9 protein-coding genes and 1 pseudogene are annotated in these 17,989 nt (G+C 64.2%); 5 read left to right on the top strand and 5 right to left on the bottom strand.

The annotated features are described in order from the left end of the window. Positions 1–128 precede the first annotated feature (128 nt). Both V1288_RS19430 and V1288_RS19435 read left to right on the top strand, forming a co-directional pair. Entirely contained in the window at positions 129–2,168 is a 2,040-nt protein-coding gene (locus tag V1288_RS19430) for an adenylate/guanylate cyclase domain-containing protein (protein ID WP_334358566.1), read from the top strand. A 98-nt stretch (positions 2,169–2,266) separates the two neighbouring features. Next, entirely contained in the window at positions 2,267–3,244 is a 978-nt protein-coding gene (locus V1288_RS19435) for an NAD(P)-dependent oxidoreductase (RefSeq protein WP_334358567.1), read from the top strand. Between the two features lie 109 nt (positions 3,245–3,353). Here the strand turns inward: V1288_RS19435 and V1288_RS19440 are convergent, their stop codons facing one another. The 3 genes from V1288_RS19440 to V1288_RS19450 all read right to left on the bottom strand — a co-directional run bounded on the left by V1288_RS19440 (position 3,354) and on the right by V1288_RS19450 (position 8,539). Further along, positions 3,354–5,276, bottom strand: coding sequence for a hypothetical protein (locus tag V1288_RS19440; protein ID WP_334358568.1), 1,923 nt, complete (start codon positions 5,274–5,276; stop codon positions 3,354–3,356). Between the two features lie 39 nt (positions 5,277–5,315). Beyond that, a complete protein-coding gene (locus V1288_RS19445; RefSeq protein WP_334358569.1) occupies positions 5,316–6,494 on the bottom strand; it encodes a phosphatase PAP2 family protein in 1,179 nt (392 codons plus the stop codon). Positions 6,495–6,613: 119 nt separating this feature from the next. Further along, complete coding sequence (locus V1288_RS19450) at positions 6,614–8,539, bottom strand: adenylate/guanylate cyclase domain-containing protein (protein ID WP_334358570.1); 1,926 nt, start codon at positions 8,537–8,539, stop codon at positions 6,614–6,616. A gap of 329 nt (positions 8,540–8,868) precedes the next feature. Between V1288_RS19450 and V1288_RS19455 the strand changes: the two genes are divergently transcribed. Beyond that, entirely contained in the window at positions 8,869–10,170 is a 1,302-nt protein-coding gene (locus V1288_RS19455; RefSeq protein ID WP_334358571.1) for an MFS transporter, read from the top strand. A 76-nt stretch (positions 10,171–10,246) separates the two neighbouring features. Here the strand turns inward: V1288_RS19455 and V1288_RS19460 are convergent, their stop codons facing one another. Then, on the bottom strand, positions 10,247–10,858 hold the full coding sequence (locus V1288_RS19460; protein WP_334358572.1) for a TetR/AcrR family transcriptional regulator: 612 nt from the start codon (positions 10,856–10,858) through the stop codon (positions 10,247–10,249). Positions 10,859–10,960: 102 nt separating this feature from the next. Here V1288_RS19460 and V1288_RS19465 point away from each other — a divergent pair, with 102 nt between their 5' ends. Beyond that, positions 10,961–12,193, top strand: coding sequence for a cytochrome P450 (locus V1288_RS19465; protein ID WP_334358573.1), 1,233 nt, complete (start codon positions 10,961–10,963; stop codon positions 12,191–12,193). 294 nt (positions 12,194–12,487) lie between these two features. After that, positions 12,488–16,120, top strand: coding sequence for an AsmA family protein (locus tag V1288_RS19470; RefSeq protein WP_334358574.1), 3,633 nt, complete (start codon positions 12,488–12,490; stop codon positions 16,118–16,120). Between the two features lie 79 nt (positions 16,121–16,199). Here V1288_RS19470 and V1288_RS19475 read toward each other — a convergent pair. Further along, positions 16,200–17,799, bottom strand: a pseudogene (locus tag V1288_RS19475) (ABC-F family ATP-binding cassette domain-containing protein). Between the last annotated feature and the right edge of the window lie 190 nt (positions 17,800–17,989).

Raw genomic sequence — 17,989 nt, forward strand, 5'->3', positions numbered from 1 at the left:
CGTCGCCATTACGGCTCAACTGCGGTCACAGAGCCGTGTCCGGGGCGCCGAAATGGCCTCGCGGCTGAAACAGACGCTGCTATGGTCACGTAAAGCCCATCAGCGCCCCCGCAAAACAGGACCCCTGCATGCGCCTCGGCATCCGCACCGCCATTTCCGCCCTCGTGCTGACGTCCATCGTCGTCAGCGCCGTGGGCGTGCATCTGTTGTGGTGGCGCACCGCGCAGCAGGTCAGCCAGACCCTGGCCAACACCATCAACGACCAGATCGTGTCGGCAGTGGGCGACGAACTGCAATCGGTCACGACGGAGGCGCGGTCGTCGATGCTGGCGGTGCGAACGCTGCTGGCCGAAAAAGTGTTCGAGCCGCGCGACGCCCGAAAACGCGAAGTCGTTTTCCGGTCGCAATTGCTGTCGCAGCCGACCATCTCCTGGGTGACGTTCGGATGGCCGGATGGCTCGTTCTTTGCGGGACACAAGGCCGGCGATGGCGTGATCGAAATGCTGGAGATCACCCCGGATCGCAAGCTGCGGACCAACCGGTACGAATTCGCCGGCAACGATCTTCAGCTCAAGAACAGCCATGTCGAGGACACCACATACGCCGTCACCGACCAGGAATGGTTTCGTACCGCCATCGAGACCAACGACGAACTCTGGGCGACCTTCACGACGCATCCCAAGGGCGAGCGGCTGGCGGCGGCCTTCGCAGCGCCGATCGATATCGACGGGAAGCCTGCCGGCGTCATCGCCATCATCATCGAACTGACGCGGGTGTCGAACTTCCTGTCGCAGCTCACCGTCGGAAAATCGGCCGGCGCCTTCATCCTCGAGCGGAACGGAAAGGTGGTCGCCGCCCCCGATCCGAACGCCAACGAGGCGGTGGCGCTGAAAACCGATCATCCGCTGTTTCCGATCGCGGTCGAAGCGATCCAGAATGCCAGCGCCTACGAGCCCGGCGAAGGGCAACCGTTCAACACCACGGTGACGCGGGACGGCAAGGCCTATCAGGCGGTGCTGACTCCGATTTCATTTCCGGGCTGGTCGCTGGTGACGGTGGTGCCGGAATCGGAATTTCTCGGTCCGGTGCAGATGACGATCCGGAATTTGCTGATTGGGCTGGCGGTCCTGATCGTTTTCGCCGGGCTTTTGTCGGCATGGCTCGCCCAGCGCCTGATCGCCGCGCCGCTGATCAAGGTGGTCAACGAGATCAGGCATGTCGAGCGTTTTGACCTCGACAAGGTGCAGCGGCATCCGTCGCGATTGACCGAGATCGGGAATCTTTCCGGCGCGATCGGCGACATGGCGCAGGGGCTTGCCGCGTTTCGGAAATACATTCCGGCCGACCTCGTCAAGCGGCTGATCAGCGACGGCAACGGCGCGCGCCTTGGCGGCGCGGTACGGCCGATGAGCGTGATGTTCATCGATCTCGCCGGGTTTACCGGGATGTCGGAGCGGCTCGGCGACCGCATCATTCCGCTGCTGTCGCGCTATTTCGACAGCGTCTCGGTGCAGATTCAAAACCACAACGGCACGATCGACAAATTCATCGGCGATGCCGTGATGGCGTTCTGGGGCGCGCCATCGCCCAATCCGGATCATGCGATCGACTGCTGCCGGGCGGCCCTGGCGTGCCGGCGTGCGGTGGAGGAGGCCGGCCTCGTCGACGACCACGGCGAGCGCGTCAGGATTCGCATCGGCATCAATTCCGGCGACATGCTGGTCGGCAATATCGGATCGGAAGTGCGGCTGAACTACACCGTGATCGGCGACGCCGTGAATATTGCGAGCCGGCTGGAGAGCACCAACAAGGCCTACGGCTCCACGATCATCATCGGCCCCGAAACACGCCGGCTGGCGGGGAAAGGCATCGTCGTTCGCGAACTCGACCGGCTGGCGGTCTATGGCCGCGCTGGAGGGCTGCAGATTTACGAATTGCTCGATATGGCCGGCGAGCGCGACGGCGCTCCCGATTGGGTGGCCTCGTATGAATCCGGCCTGGCCGCCTTCCGCGCGCGTGATTTCAAGGCCGCGATCACGGCGTTCGAGAACGTGCTGAAAATCCGTAACGATGCAGCATCATCGGCGATGATCGAGCGCTGCCGGCAGCAACTCGAAAATCCTGCCGGCGAAGATTGGGACGGCACCACGGTCGCCCGGACCAAGTAGGCCGACGCCTGTCGCCTTGCGCGACGTGGCGGTTTGGCCATAGATGTACCAGCCAGTATGTTGCATGCCTTGGCGATCGGTAGGGAAGCTGTCCTGCGTTGAAAGTCCTGTTGACCCACACGCCGCAGTCTCGCGCCCAGTATTATGGCGCGCGCAGCCTCAACGGGCTGCAGGCCATCGCGCAGGTGAAGCTGCATGAATCGGACGATGCGCTCGACGCCGCCGGCCTGATCAAGGCCGCAGGCGATGTCGACATCATCGTGGCCGACCGGCTCACGGCGGGACCGGGCGAGATATTTCCGGCGCTGCCGAAATTGCGCGCCTTCGTTCGCTGTGCGGTCGATATCCGCAACATCGATGTCGATGCGGCGTCCGCGGTCGGCGTCCTGGTCACGCGAGCCGGGCCGGGCTTCGTCCAGGCGGTCGCCGAACTGGCGCTCGGCTTCCTGGTCGATCTGTCGCGCGGCGTGTCCCGCGCGACCGCCGATTATCATGCGGCGCGCAACCCCGAGATCATCATGGGCCGGCAACTCGCCGGCAGCCGCCTCGGCATCATCGGCTATGGCAGCATCGGCCGTTATCTGGCCCAGATCGCCATGGTGTTGGGCATGGAAGTTCTGATTGCCGATCCCTTTGCGACCGTCAGCGAACAGGGTCTCCAGCATGTACCGCTCGATGATCTATTGGCGCGCGCCGACTATGTGGTCTGTCTCGCGGTTGCCAACGAGCAAACCGAAAACCTGATCGGGCCGGCGGCGCTGGCGCGCATGCAGAGGCACGCCTTCTTCATCAACCTGTCGCGCGGCAATCTCGTCGACGAGGCGGCGCTATCTGTAGCGTTGCGCGAAAACCGCATCGCCGGCGCCGCGATGGATGTCGGCCGCGCGCCGGACCAGATGCCGTCGCCGGAGCTGGCGAGATTGCCGAACGTCATCGCGACGCCTCATATCGGCGGCCTGACGCCGCCGGCGATCGAGAGCCAGGCGTTGGAAACGGTGCGGCAGGTGGAGGCCATTATCGCCGGCGAGGTGCCTCTTGGTGCTGTCAACGGCGACAGCTGGACGCGTCGGCCCTGACATCACGGGGGCTCTATATTGCCGCCACCGCGCTTCTCAATTTCTACGATGTCGGTCGAAGATGGAACGTTGGTCGGCGGCGGGAAGGGCAATCCACTTGCCGGCTTGGCTACCTGCCGCGCCAGCTGCGGTGCCGCGCGGTACTGGTGCCCGCTAGCCGAAACACGGCGCCGCTCCTGTTGCCCCCGGCACGTATGCCGCCGAGAGCGTAGGACTCGTCGCAGGGCAGCACGTAGTCCGGACCGACGCGGGGACCTCCGCGCGCAGGGCCGGCCGACGCATAAGGCGACTTGCGTCCGTTCGAAAGGATGTAGCCACCGGCAACGTGCACGCTAGGAACGCTGGCGGTGGCAATCCCGTTGAGGTTGCCATTGCGATGGATTAGCGATCCGGCCTTGTCGAACTCCCCATTGCCGTACTTGCATCTGGCCTCGGCAGACCGGGTTCGCTCCCACTCGGCGTCGACAAAATAGGAGCGCCTGGCGCCCGAGCGCACGTCCAAATTCGGGTCGCTGCGGGCCACATAGGCATGGACCTTAGCGTTTACGCCAACGCCATCGACCCGGATCGTCCAATGCCCATGCTCGGGCACGAAACCGGAATGAGCGATGGTGGGCTCGACCGCAAGCAGCCACACCGTGTTGTCACCCCATTCGCGCGGGGCGTACACGCCGGTGAAGGACGGAAAGGGGATGCCGTCGGGCGGGGGAATGGGACCGGTGGTAGATGATGAAGTGAGGCCGCCGGGCGACGTAAGCGTGACGATCACACCGCTCGCGTCGTTCTTTCTCATCCAAACCTCCGCAAAACAGAGCACCGAATTGTCGGGTGGAATGCGCCACGTCCAATCGACGTGGTCGGGCAGCGTTGAAGTCCTCTCGAAAACGACGTGACCTTCACTAAGGTAGGCATTGCCGGCCGGCAGGAAGATCTCGAGCTTGGGCTTTCCAGGAGAGCCGTCGAAAATCGTGACAAGCTCCGTCAGCGCGCTCTCCAGTTCCGCCGTGCCGTCGTGCGGTCCGGTCGTCGGCCCATAGCTGACATTGATGAGCACGTTCCTTGTTATGGTCGGGTCGACAAATGACAGGATGTAGTAGATGCCATGCACGACATACGATTTGAGCCATACCCCCGTCGCGTCACGGATGCAGTCCTCCGAAAATTGAACGAACACCACGTCGGCGCTGGCGGCAGGATCAGTGGCTGATTGCCAGCTTGGCGGATCGCGCCGGCCGATGCGCGACGAGATCGGAACGCGCCCTGCAAGCACATCCATCACATGCGCGCCATGCGAGCGTTGGCGCTTGAGGGTCTTGAATCCTGCCTCGGCGTAACAGCCATCCTCGTTGACGCTGCCCGCCGTCGAATGCAGATTGATCCACTCGTTAAGCCCGATCTTTCGCACACCCGGGCTCGGCGGCTCGGAATCGCGCAGGAACTCGAGGCCATAGTTGAAGTCCGACGACAGGAGTTCGCCAAACTCGGTGTTGCTGTCTACCCGGATCGGATTCCTGTCGGGGTTCTGGTCCCAGATGCCCCGCACCCGCGTGCCCGCCGCCACGCCCAAAATGGATTTGACAAAATGCGCAGCGGCGAAGGGACAGCCATCGTCGATGACGCCGATTAGGAGATCTGTCGGCCGATACACGCTCGCCGTACGGTCGCGCAGAACAGCTCTCCTGATCAGTTGCGGAGCGGTCGGCCTTACCGGGAGCGACAGTTCGACCCGTGAAACATGGTCGTTCCAGCTGCCAAATGTCGGCGGCCCGACCGCCGCCTTGAAGCAGCGGATCGTGGCGTATCGAGATTTCCGATGGGCAGGACCGAATTCGATACCTGGTTTTCCATCATGGTTATCGTCCATTGCTGTCATTTCTTTTTCGAATTGCGCTGCGTGCCTGGCGTCTTTGAACTCCACGAGCAGAAACAGCCTGAAATCGTCATCGTCGAAAGACTCGAAGTACTTGAAGTCCGTCGCGATCGCGTACCGGAGGTACGGTTCAAAGCAGTTCGGGAATTCCATTTCGGCCATGGAACGTTCTCCGCTTCGGGTTGCAGAATGAGGCTTTGCCTAGAGGAATCTGCCTGACCACTCCTGCCGCGCCGCCTGCCACAATTGATACATCAAGAGGGACTGTGTGACGGTCGCTCCCGGAGATTCGGAGTAGAACGTGCCCGCGGAGAGCGTCTGGTTAGGGCTGAACGGATTGAAGTCCGTGTTGGAATGGCTATTGACGTAGCCGGCGTTGAATGTGCGACTCATCGTTGATGTGCTCCCCAGACAACGCCCGACGAAATACTCGCCCAGGGCGACGCCCAACATGCGTCCTGCCATGCTGTCGACCGGGAAGTGGACTCCCGCCACGACCCGGTTGGTCGCGATGCGCGCCGCCTGGCGCTCGAGTTGCTCGATCACCGTCGGGTATCTCGGTGGAGGCGCAGTCGGATTCGGATCAAGGTTCAAGAGCGCTTTCAGCACATGCGCTACCGCATAAGTCTGCGTCGCATGTCCACTCGGGAAGCTTCCATGCCCCGGTGTCGTGATCATCGGCTGCACCTGGGCATTGTATTCGACCGGGCGCCAGCACGCGAGCGCATGCTTGAAACGCATTTCCACGTACACGCAGAACTGCAGCACCATGTTGATGAGTTCGAATGTGCGCCTGGTCCGGTCGGGATGCAGGTAGACGATCGACGACCAGAAAGCGTACGTGGGATCGATCTGCGCCATGATCTCCGTGGCGCGTTCGTCACGCAACTCGGCCCAGCTGAGTACCATCGGAATCTGGTCCTCGAATGTGTTCTGCACCGGACGTCTGATTTCCGCAATCAAGGATGCCGATCCGGAGGTGGATGACAGGACCCGTAATCCATCTTCCACACCCGACGTCGTCGTCTTCTGAAAACTGATCCCCTGCAACATCTCACCGACCGCCGTGTAGGCGCGCACCCACGGCTCCCAGCGTTCCATTTGCGGCGGATGGTCGATGTTCGGTGGCAATGCCGGCGCGTAGTACGTGAACTGTGCGGGCGTCGAATTCTCGGGAATAACGATCGTTCCTTCGCGCCCAAGGATCAGCGCATCCACCATGATCGGATTGGCGTAGGCGTCGGCCATTGTGCCAAGCAGCGCGCCGCCCGCTCCACCGGCGCCGCCGGCCCCACCCGCCCCGCCCGCACCACCGGCACCACCGGCACCACCGGCTCCGCCCGCACCACCTGCTCCGCCCGCTCCGCCCAGTTGAGTCATTCCTGCCTCCTCTGTGAGTAAGTCAGCTTTCCGCCAGTAAGCGCGTCATTGCAATTTGCGCGGTCGTGCTCGTTCCGAATGTGTGTTTCTTCACACGCGCGAGATATTTTTCTCCAGGATCAATGCCGGTTCGAGTTGCCGTTTCCCGACGGCAACCCCGCCATGGCCAGGCAGCGCGCCCATTGCCGGCCGGTTTCGAGCTCAGCATTCGGTATGCGCGCAAGATATCGCTCCACCGTCAACTGCGGCTCGAGCTGTCGCATCCTGGCGAGCGCCTCGCGCGCTTCATCCATTCGCTGCTGCGCGACAAGCGAGATCGTCAGAGCCCGCCACGTGGAAGGGTGCATGCGGTGGTGCACAAGCGATGAGCGCGCAAGTCTTTCGGCATTCTCGTATTGATGCGCGGCAAGCTCTGCTGTCGCGCCAAGGGACTCGAAATAGTAGCGTTGCGGATCGAGCGGAGAGAGCTCCATCGCGCGGCGTGTCGCGTCCACAGCCGCTTTCCCTTCCCCCATGAACGCGTTGACTGTACCGAGGTAGAGCCAGCCGAGGGCGTGGCTGGGGTTGGCATTAACAGCCCCGTTGCAGCGCTTGCGAGCGGTCTCCAAGTCCTTCAACAAGTGGCAGTAGACAAACCCCTCGGTCGCCAGCGCAAGCGCATCCGACGGATCCCGATCGAGGGCGGCGTGGGTTGTGCTCAAGGCTTCGACCGCCTCGCGCTTGCGGTCCCCAGACCAGCCGCGCGTCACCTGCAGAATGTACCAGTTGCCGAGCCACGCGCGCGGGGCCGCGATCCGACTATGCCGGTTAATCAGTTCGTCAAGAATTTTGCGCGTCTGAAGAAACTCCTCCTTGCTGGAGCGGTGCATCAACTTGATGCTGCCAAGCAGCAGCGAGTAGCTCTCGAGAGTTGGCAACGGCTGGGTCAGAATATGCTCGACCTCGGCATCGAGTACGGACAAATGCACTGCTTGGGCGATACGATCCGCCAGTTCGCTTTCCGGCCTCAGCAGATCGCCGATTTCGCCGTTCAATCGATCAGTCCAGACCACTTGGTTGTTGCGCGCTTCGGAGAGTTCGGCGGTCACCATGATCTTGCCTGCATCCGCAACATAGGCGCCGCTGAGGACATAAGTGGCGCCAAGATGCGCCGACACCTCTCCGACATCGTCCGCGCGGCCGCGGAACACGGCCGTCGACAGGCGTGAAATCACCTTCAGGTCCGCCGCCTTCGACAGTCGCCAGATCACGCTGTCGGCAATCAGGTTGCCGATATCGAAAAGTGCTGGGCTGTCGCTCCTCGCAGAGAAGGGGATCACAGCAATGGTCGGCTGCATGGCCGTTCCATAGTCGTGCCGCCGAGTAAGGCTTGGATGCGGACTAGCCGGGCCAACGCGATATGCCCGAACCGGCTTGTCAAAATGCTTGAGAATGCATTCGCCAAGGTCTTCGCACGACGCATCGACCCCGTGCGTTAGTTCGTCGCGCGCCGCGGCGCTGCCGATGGTCTCTCCGGGATTCGCCAGAGTGGCCAGGGCCGCCGCCAGTTGCTCGTGGGCCGACGCGCTGGCAATCGTCTCGCCCGGGCCGGCCAGCGTCGCCAGCCGCGCCGCCAGGTTTACTCCGGTCCCGTAGATATCGATCCCGTCGCTCCACGCCATCGCGGCATTGATTCCGGCGCGCAGGTCGAAATGCTGGTCTTCGGGCAGGCTGGCGTTCTGCGCGGCAAGTGTTCGGTGCATCGCCGCGGCGGCATCAGCGGCGTCAGGCACCGTCTCGAAACGCGCCAGAAGGCCGTCACCCAGACTCTTCACCAGGATACCGTGATAGCGCGGCAGTATCTCAGTAGTGACGACACCGACAAAATCTGCCCATCGGCGAACGGTGAAAGCTTCGTGCTCTCGCATGAGCCGCACCGATTCCACGAGATCAACCAGCAGCACGACGGTTTCTTGGCGCACGAGTGCGACGCCTGCCCCAGGAACAACAAATCGCCCGGTCGTGGCGGCTTGTTCTTCGCCTTTGTCCACCGCCTCATCGTTCATGTTGAACCAATTTCGTGATCCTGGTCCTCCATCTTAGATGGTATGAAACCCCACGCAAGAGCCGCGCGAAAGCACTCGGAATCAAGAGCTGCCGGCCACGGCGGGGCCTTGGCGAGCAAAACCGATCGAGGGCGCGTCGCAATTCTAAAGCGATCAAGCGGTGCCGCGCTGGATAAGGTTGTACATCGAACTCACATATCGGTACGGTCCCGAGAAGAGAAATTGCTCTTATCCTGAGCCGCGGAGGCGAAGGTGATGGCTGATCAGACTATTGCTAAAAACATCGAATTGCCGAGACACCGAAGCAACTCCACACAAAAAATCTCCCGATGCATCTCCCCTTCTTCTACGGCTGGCTGATCGTTGCGGTGACGTTTGTCACCATGGCGATCGGCGTCAATGCGCGGACGGCGTTCTCGCTGTTCTTTCCGCCGATCATCTCCGAGTTCGGATGGGAGCGCGGCGTCACGGCCGGCGCCTTCTCCTTCGGCTTCGTGGTGTCGGGTGCCGTCAGTCCGCTGATCGGGCGCATGATGGATCGCTTCGGGCCGCGCGCGGTGATGGAGCTCGGCGCCGCGCTGATGGGCGGCGGGCTGTTGCTTGCACCGCTGACGACGCAGCCCTGGCATCTCTATCTCACGATCGGCGTGCTGGTCGGCGCGGGGAGCGTGTGCCTCGGCTATTCCGGCCAATCGCTGTTTCTGCCGAACTGGTTCATTCGCCGCCGCGGGCTCGCCATGGGGCTCGCCTTTGCCGGCGTCGGCATCGGATCGGTGACCTTGCTGCCGTGGGTGCAGCATCTGATCGAACAGACCGGCTGGCGCACCGCCTGCACCGCGATGGGCATCCTGGTGCTCGCCGTGCTCGCGCCGATCAACCTCGTGCTGCGCAAGCGCCCGGAGGATATCGGGCTGCGACCGGATGGCGATGCGGCGCCATCGGCGACATCGGCCGCACCTCGCTCGAACGTCGTCGATCCCGTGTGGGCCAATACCGACTGGACGCTGCGCCGCGCGCTGCGCACCGCGCGATTCTGGTGGATTTCGTTCGGTTACTTCTGTGGCCTGTACGTCTGGTACGCGGTGCAGGTGCACCAGACCAAATTCCTGCTCGACATCGGCTTCAGCGCCAACGTCGCGGTGTGGGCGCTCGGTGTCGTCAGCCTGCTCGGCATACCCGGCCAGATCTGGCTCGGGCATCTTTCCGACCGGATCGGGCGCGAATGGATCTGGGCCATCAGCTGCGCCGGCTTTGCGATCTGCTTCGCCGCGCTGATCGCCTTGAAATTCGCAGCCGCATTGCCGCTGGTCTATCTCATGATCTTCACCCAAGGCGTGCTCGGCTACGGGCTGACCTCGGTCATGGGCGCGGTGGTGCTCGAAATCTTTCAGGGCAAGCAATACGGCAGCATCTTTGGCACCATCATGCTGGCGGCGCTGGCCGGCGGCGCGGCAGGCCCGTGGGCGACCGGGCTGCTGTACGATCTTTCAGGCAGCTATACGCTGGCGTTCGCGATCGGCATCGCCATCAGCATCCTGTCGGCGGTTGCGATCTGGCGCGCGTCGCCGGGCAAGGTGAGGGCGGTCGCGGGACAAATGCACAAGGCACATATCAAGAGCGGCGCGGGCTAGCTGCCGTAATTGCAAGGCGCTCGATCGCTGCCCATCGAGGGCCCGCTTCAATGCAGAGCGGTTTCCGCAGCACGCCTCACGCCGCTGAAATTCCCATCGCCCGCTGCAGGTCGCCGATGGCGCGAAAAAAGCTGTCGGGTGACGTGGTCTCGGGATCGATCAGGCGGTGCAGACGGAAACCGTCCTCCAGCGCCAGCACCAGCGCGCCGGCCCATGTCGGATTGAGGATTGTCGTCCTGCCGCTGTTTCTCGCCGTGGTCTCGATGATGTCGGTGACCAGTTTTCGCCGGGCGCGCAGCCGCTTGGCGAGTTCGGGCCGGCGTTTTTCGGCGCGCGCCACGAACAGGATCATTTCCATGTGCAAGAGGGGCGAGCGGCCGAGCGGATCCTGCTGGCTGCGGTCCATGGTCTTCAGCGCATCGATGAAATCCGCAAGGTTCTTGTGCTTCTCGAGCAGATCGCGGATGCGCCCGATGGATTGCTCGACGTGATCCTCGAGCATGGCGATGATCAGTTCGTCCTTGCTCTTGAAGTTCGAATAGAACGCCCCGCGCGTGAAGCCGGCCGCCGCCGCGATCGCCTCGATGCTGGCGCCGCCGATTCCCTGTTCCTCGAACACACGCGCCGCCGCCTCGAACAGCTTTTCGCGGGTATCGTCCCGTGTGGGTCTCGTTCGCACTCTTGACATCCGCCCAGTTTAGGCGAGAATGCAACTCAATACAATAATGTATCGAGTTTCAGTCGACCGGGGGAACGCGCTGAACTGCGCCAGCAACCAGTTGAGGTCACCATGAACGAGCATGTTCAGACTGCCAGTAGCGCGCCGTTGTTCAATCCGCTGTCCCCCGATTTCATTCGCGATCCCTATCCGCATTACGAGCGGATGCGCGCCACCGATCCGGTGCACCTGACGCCGCTCGGCGTGTATGTCTGCAGCCGCCACGCCGAGGCCAGCCTCGTGGTCCGCGACAAACGGTTCGGCAAGGACTATGTCGAGCGCACCATCCGCCGCTACGGTCCGAAGATCATGGACGAGCCGGTGTTCCGCAGCATGAGCCACTGGATGCTGCAGCAGGATCCGCCGGACCACACCCGCCTGCGCGGGCTGGTGGTGAAGGCCTTCACCGCGCGCCGGGTCGAGGATATGCGCCCGCGCATCCAGCAGATCGTCGATGAGACGCTCGACCGCATTATCCCGCAGGGCAAAATGGACCTGATCGAGGATTTCGCGTTCCGCCTGCCGGTCACCATCATCTGCGACATGCTCGGAATCCCCGAGGAGCATCGCGAGGTATTTTATACGAGTTCCCGCGATGGCGGGCGCCTGCTCGATCCAGTGCCGCTGACGCCGGAGGAGATCAAGCAGGGCAACGCCGGCAATGCGATGGCGGCGATGTATTTCCAGCAGATGTTCGAGCTGCGACGGAAGACTCCCGGCGACGACCTGATCACGCAACTGGTGCAGGCGGAGGAAGACGGCAGCAAGCTCTCCAACGAGGAACTGACCGCCAATATCATTCTGCTGTTCGGTGCCGGCCACGAGACCACCGTCAACCTGATCGGCAACGGCCTGCTGGCGCTGCATCGCAATCCCGACCAGCTCGCGCTGCTCAAGGCCAGGCCCGAGCTCATCACCAACGCCATCGAGGAATTCCTGCGATACGACTCCTCGGTGCAGTTGACCGGCCGGGTGGCGCTCGAGGATATCGACGATCTCGGCGGTAAACGCATCCCGAAGGGCGAGAGCGTGCTGTGCCTGCTCGGCTCGGCCAACCACGACCCCGCGGTCTATCCGGACCACCCGGAGCGGCTGGACATCACCCGGCCCAATGTGAAGCCGCTGTCCTTTGGCGGCGGCATCCACTTCTGCCTCGGCGCCCAGTTGGCGCGGATCGAGGCAGAAGTGGCGATTTCGACCCTGCTTCGGCGGATCCCGGACCTGCGGCTCGATGACGCGCTCAATCCGGAATGGCGGCCGACCTTCGTGCTGCGCGGCCTGAAGCGGCTGCCGGCGAGCTGGTAGCCGCCTCGCGGCGGTTTTTAGCCCCGGCGGCGGCCATAGCGTTTTCCAGCGAAACCCTGCCCCGGACCTGATCCGGGGTGGATCCTGGTTCGCGTAAAGAAAACGCGTCAAAACAAAAACCTAGAGCCCGGTTCTGATTTAATCAGAACCGGGGCTCTAGTTGGAGAGCCGGGTGGGGCGCCTGTCAGTATGACGCTGTGACTTCGCCGCACTTCTCTCTATATTCCGGGCTGCTCCGGGGCCGGGTTCGGCGTAGCGCGCCCTGCGCGCCGGGGCGGTTCAAGGGGAGATACCGTGCAGACGACGCTGCTCGGCCTGGCAATCGCCTTCATCATTGCGTTGATTGCCGCGCTTGTCGGGCCGTATTTTATTGACTGGAGCCAGTTCCGGCCGCAATTCGAGGCTGAGGCGACGCGGATCATCGGCGCGCCGGTCCGTGTCGGCGGCAAGCTCGACGCACGGCTATTGCCCGCGCCGTCGCTGCAACTGCACTCGGTCGCGGTCGGCGGCGCCAACGATCTCGGCAAGGTTCGCGCCGACAAGCTCGACGTGGAATTCAGCCTGGGCTCGCTGATGCGCGGTGAGGTGCGCGCGACCGAATTGACGATCAACGGCATGTCGCTCGATCTCGGGCTCGACGCCAAGGGGCGGATCGACTGGCCGGCGACGACCGGGACGGTCAATCTGGGGTCGCTGGCGATCGATCGGCTCAATCTCACTGGCCGCATCGCCTTGCACGATGCGAACAGCCGCAGCACGCTTGAACTCAACGACATCGCCTTTGGCGGCGACGTGCGCTCGCTGGCCGGCTCGATCCGCGGCGACGGCAATTTCATGCTGTCGGGCACGCGCTACCCGTTTCGGGTCTCTTCGGGGCAGGGGCCGGACGGCAACGGCACCCGCGTTCATCTCAATATCGATCCGGGGCAGCGCCCGCTCGCCATCGATCTCGACGGTATCCTGAATTTCGATACCCGCGCCCCGCGCTTCGAGGGCGCGATGACGCTCGTCGCTCCTCCCGGACAGAAGGGCAAGGGCAACGATCCACCGTGGCGTATCGCGGCGAAAGTCAAAACCGATTACTCGGCGGCCAGGCTCGAACAAGTCGAGGTGACCTACGGCGCCGAGGAGCGCGCGCTAAAACTCTCCGGCAACGGCGACATTCGCTTCGGCGCATCGCCGCTGTTGCGTGCGGCGCTTTCGGCGCGCCAGCTCGATGCCGACAGATTCGTCACCAAGGACAATGCCGCCGAACCAGCCCGCGCGTTACCGGCGCTGCGGGCGATCGCTTCGGTTACTCCGCATCTGCCGATCCCCGCGCAGATCGAACTCGCGTCCGAGCAGGTCATGCTGGGCGGACGCCCATTGCAGGACATCGCTGCCGAGCTGGAAGGCGACGCCAAATCCTGGCGCATCCACAGGCTGGAGTTCCGCGCGCCCGGCGCAACCAGGGTTTCGCTCAGCGAGGCCGGTGCGAAGAGCGTTGCGCCGGACCGGTTCAAGGCCGCGCTCAGCGTCGAATCCTCCGATCCCGAGGCGCTGCTGACCTGGCTGCAGGGCCGCGGCGAGATCGCCTATCGCAGCCAGAAGCCGCTTCGGCTGCGCGGCGACGTGACCGTGGCGCCCGAAGGTGTTGCCATCGACACCATGAAGGCTGACATCGAAGGCGGCACGGTGGAGGGGCGGGTGATGGTGTCGCACCGGCAAACCGATCGCGGCTCCCGGATCGATGCGGAACTGAAGGCGGAGCGTCTCGATCTCGATGCCGCCACCGCCTTTGCGCGGTCGCTGGCGGGACCGCAGGGCGAGTGGCCGGACGAGGGAAGGCTTTCCCTTGACATCGGCCAGGCCACCTCGGCCGGCCAGGAGCTTAGTCCGCTGCTCGCCAGATTGGCCTACTCGCCGGCGAAGTTGGCGCTTGAGCAGTTGAAGATCGGCCGGTTTGAGAGCGTGACGCTGGATGGCGCCGGCAATTTCGACCGGGCCAATGCGACCGGGTGGTTCGCGCTCAATTCGAGTGCAGCCTCGCTCGATCGGTTGACCAGCCTGATCGTTCCATTTTCTCCGGCACTGGCGGCGCGCCTCAATGCCATGGGGACCAGCCCGGGCCCGGCGCGCCTGAAACTGGCGCTCGACCTCACCAAGAATGCCGGGCAGTCGGATCGGGTCCAGGCACGCGCCGTCGCCGATCTGGATTCCACGACGCTCAAGGGCGTCACCACGATCACCGCTCAGCCGGCCGTCGCGGCGCTTCAGGGCACCGATTTCGCCGCACTCCGGCACAGTGAAGTCGGAATCGAGGCGAAATGGTCGTCCCAGCAAGGCCGTGCCTTGTTGGCATTGCTCGGCCTCGATCGCGCCGTCACCGCAGGCGATGGACCGGCGCAATTCGAGACTACCGCGACCGGCGCGTGGGGTGCGCCGTTGCGGCTCAAGGCAAAGATCTCGGGAACGGGACTCGATGCCGAAGCGGAAGGCTCCGCCGAACCTTGGGCGCAGGAGGCCAAGGCCAGTCTCTCCTTAAAAGTTCGCAGCGCCGATTTCGGGCCGCTGCTCGATCTCAAGCCGGCGGATACGTTGGCGCAGAACATCGGCCTGTCGTCACGCGTGCAGCTCACCGGCAACCGGCTGACCTTCGACGATCTCGACAGCAGCATCAGTGGTTCGCGCCTGCGCGGCCGCGTCGCGGTGACGCTCGGCGAGAAGGATATCGAGGGTGAAATCGGCGCCGAGCAGCTCGCGCTGGCGCCGGCCTTTGCCCTGGCACTCGGTGCTGCCGGACACGATGCTGCCGAGCCGCTCGGCGCTGGACTGGCGAAGGGCTGGCGCGGCCGGATCGCGTTTCAGGCGTTGCGCGGCGTGCTTCCGGGTGGAAGCGAATTGCGCCCGGTGAGCGGGGTGATCAAGAGCGACGGCCAGTCGCTGACCTTCGATGCCATCAAAGGCAAGATCGGCGGCGGCGATGTCACCGCCAGCATGGATGTCAAGCCAGGCGCGAACGGAATCGTGTTGAACGCGAGCCTCCAGTTCTCCGATGTCGACGGCACGGCGCTGCGCTATCGCAACCTCGCGATGCCCGCCGGCCGCGCATCGATGCAGATGACGCTGACGAGCCAGGGCCGCAGCGCCTCGGCGCTGGCAGGCGCGCTGTCCGGCAGCGGAACGCTGACGCTGGAGGCGGCCAGGATTTCAGGCCTCGATCCGCGCGCTTTCGAAGTAGCGGTCCGCGCCAATGACAGCGGGCAGGCCAAGGACGACGTCCGGCTGAAGCAGATCGTCGAATCCGCTCTTCCGGCCGGCGCGTTTGCGGTTCCTTCTGCGCAAATCCCGTTCACCGTCAGGGACGGCCGGTTTCGCGTGGGCGCCACGACGCTGGACGGCAATGGTGTGCGGGCCACCGTCTCCGGCGGATACGATATCGCCGCCGATCAGGCCGATATCCGCGCCGCGCTTTCCCTGACGATGACGACCGGGCGTCCGGAGATTCAACTGCTTGCCGTCGGCACGCCCGACGCGCTGAGCCGTAGCGTCGACGTTGCGCCTTTGTCTTCGTGGCTGGCGGTGCGCGCGATCGACCACGAAACCCGAAGGCTCGATGCCATCGAACGTGGCGAGCCGCCGCCGCCGGCACCACCGCCAATCGTGCTGCCTGCGGATGGACAATTGCCGATACCGGAGGCGGCGCCGCCGCCCGCGCCGGTGACCCCAAAGGGTCGCGACCCACGGCGGCCTCCGGCGAAGAAGACGACGGCGCCGCGTCCGCCCGTCGTCAATGCGCCGCCTGCGCCCGTCGCGGGCCAACCGCAGGTCGCGCCGTTGCCGCCGCCGATCGATGTGAGGCCCGCGCCGGGCGCCGCCAGGCCGAAGCCACGTCCGCCGCTTGCGCTGACGCCGCAGGTCGCCAATCCGCCGCCGCGTTCCAACTAAAGCGTTTTCAAGCGAAGTGGGAGCCGGTTCGCGTGAAGAAAACGCGTCAATCAGGAATCTAGCGCCTTTTCCGTTTCGATTACGTCGAAACGGAAAGACTCTGGCCGAGCGCAAGCTCCCGCCCGATTCCGATCGCCTGGAGAAATGTCTCGTCGTGGCTGACCACGATCAGCGCGCCGTCGAATCCTTTCAGCGCATTTTCCAGTTCCTCGATCGAGGTAAGATCGAGATGGTTGGTCGGCTCGTCCAGCAGCAGGAGGAACGGCGGCTGCGGGCGTGCGAAGACGCAGGCGAGGCCCGCGCGCAGCCGCTCGCCGCCTGAGAGCGTTGCCGCGATCTGCAGTGCCGCCCGGTTACGGAACGCAAACCGCGCCAGCGCGGCGTGCGCCTCGTTGGCCGAGAGCTCCGGATTCAGGCGACGCAGATTGTCGAGAATGCTCAGCCTGGGATCGAGCAGGCCGATGTGCTGATCGAGCACGGCAATGCGGTCGGTGAGGCAGTTGATGTCGCCGCTCGCGGGTTTCAGCTCGCCGGTGATCAAGCGGAACAAGGTGGTCTTGCCACTTCCGTTGGCGCCGCGGACGGCGATCCGATCGGGCCCGCGAACCCAAAATGACAGCGGTCCGAATAGATGGCGCTCCCCGAAGGCCATCGCCACATCCCTGAAGGCGATGAGTTCGCGCCCGCCGGGCAGATCGGTGCGCGGCAGATCGATCGAAAGCGGCGTCAGGATCTCGACCTGCGCTTTGGCCATCTCCAGCGCCTCGGTGCGCTCGCCGATCAGGCGGCCCGCGAGCTGGCTCTGGCGTGCGGCGCTGTTCTCGGCGCGCTCCTTCTCGCGGTCCATGAACATCTTGTCTTCGATGCCCTTGGCGCGCCAGGCGCGGCCGGCCTTGTCGCGTCGCGCCTTCTTTTCCCGCGCCTTCTGCAAGGCGCGTTCGGTATTGCGTAGGGCGTCCGAAGCGCGCTCGAGGTCCTCGGCGGCGCGGGCCCGGGCCGCCTCGCGCGCCTCGGCAAAGGCCGACCACGCGCCGCCGAATATGCTGATGCCGACCGGCGTCAGCTCGACGATGCGGTCGACGCGTTCCAAGAGCGCGCGGTCGTGGCTGGCGACGAGGACGCCGCCCTGCCAGCGTTCGAGCAACTGCGCCACGGCCTGCCGGCCACAGGTGTCGAGATTGTTGGTGGGCTCGTCCAGCAGCAGCAGGTCGGGCGCCTCGATCAGGAGGCGCGCCAGCGCGACCCGGGTTCGCTCGCCGCCCGCTCAACGAGACGATCGGGCGGTGCAGCGGCAACGACGGCAGTCCGGCTTCGGCCAGCGCCGCCTGTATCCTCGCTTCCAGTGTCCAGTCCGCCTCCGCCGCGTCATCGAGCGAGCCTTCGCCGCGCTCGAGCCGGCGCAGGCGGGCAAGGCCGGCGGCGACGCCGAGTGCTTCGTCGACCGTCAGCCGTTCATCGGTCAGTTGCGCGAGCATGCCGATCGAACCGATGCGTTGCAGCGATCCGCCTGCTGGTTCGATCCCGCCCGCGATCAGGCGAAGCAAGGTGGATTTGCCGCAGCCGTTGCGGCCGACAAGGCCGGTGCGCTCACGCCCCAGGGCGAGCGTCAATCGATCGAACAGCGGGCGTCCGTCAGGCGTGGCGAGGGAGATGGAATCCAGAACGAGAAAGGCAGGCATGGAGAGCTTCCGAAAATGGACTGAGATCGCGAGGCGCGGTCAGCTTTGCGATGTCCATTTCTCTCTCCAGGATTGCGCTGTAGGGCTTCTGTGTGGGGGCTTCTCAGTGCCTTCGTCGGGTTCCGCGCGCCGCTCTTGCGGGGAACCGCAACGCCCATCAATTAGATACGCATTGCCGTCATTCGTCCAG

This window comes from Bradyrhizobium sp. AZCC 2176 (genome assembly GCF_036924645.1).
In the GTDB taxonomy this organism is placed as follows: domain Bacteria; phylum Pseudomonadota; class Alphaproteobacteria; order Rhizobiales; family Xanthobacteraceae; genus Bradyrhizobium.

Excerpts from the sequence above, each read along its gene's own strand:
- V1288_RS19430 (WP_334358566.1), top strand. The coding sequence starts at position 129 with ATGCGCCTCGGCATCCGCACCGCCATTTCCGCCCTCGTGCTGACGTCC.
- V1288_RS19440 (WP_334358568.1), bottom strand. The coding sequence starts at position 5,276 with ATGGCCGAAATGGAATTCCCGAACTGCTTTGAACCGTACCTCCGGTAC.
- V1288_RS19445 (WP_334358569.1), bottom strand. The coding sequence starts at position 6,494 with ATGACTCAACTGGGCGGAGCGGGCGGAGCAGGTGGTGCGGGCGGAGCC.
- V1288_RS19450 (WP_334358570.1), bottom strand. The coding sequence starts at position 8,539 with ATGAACGATGAGGCGGTGGACAAAGGCGAAGAACAAGCCGCCACGACC.
- V1288_RS19455 (WP_334358571.1), top strand. The coding sequence starts at position 8,869 with ATGCATCTCCCCTTCTTCTACGGCTGGCTGATCGTTGCGGTGACGTTT.
- V1288_RS19460 (WP_334358572.1), bottom strand. The coding sequence starts at position 10,858 with ATGTCAAGAGTGCGAACGAGACCCACACGGGACGATACCCGCGAAAAG.
- V1288_RS19465 (WP_334358573.1), top strand. The coding sequence starts at position 10,961 with ATGAACGAGCATGTTCAGACTGCCAGTAGCGCGCCGTTGTTCAATCCG.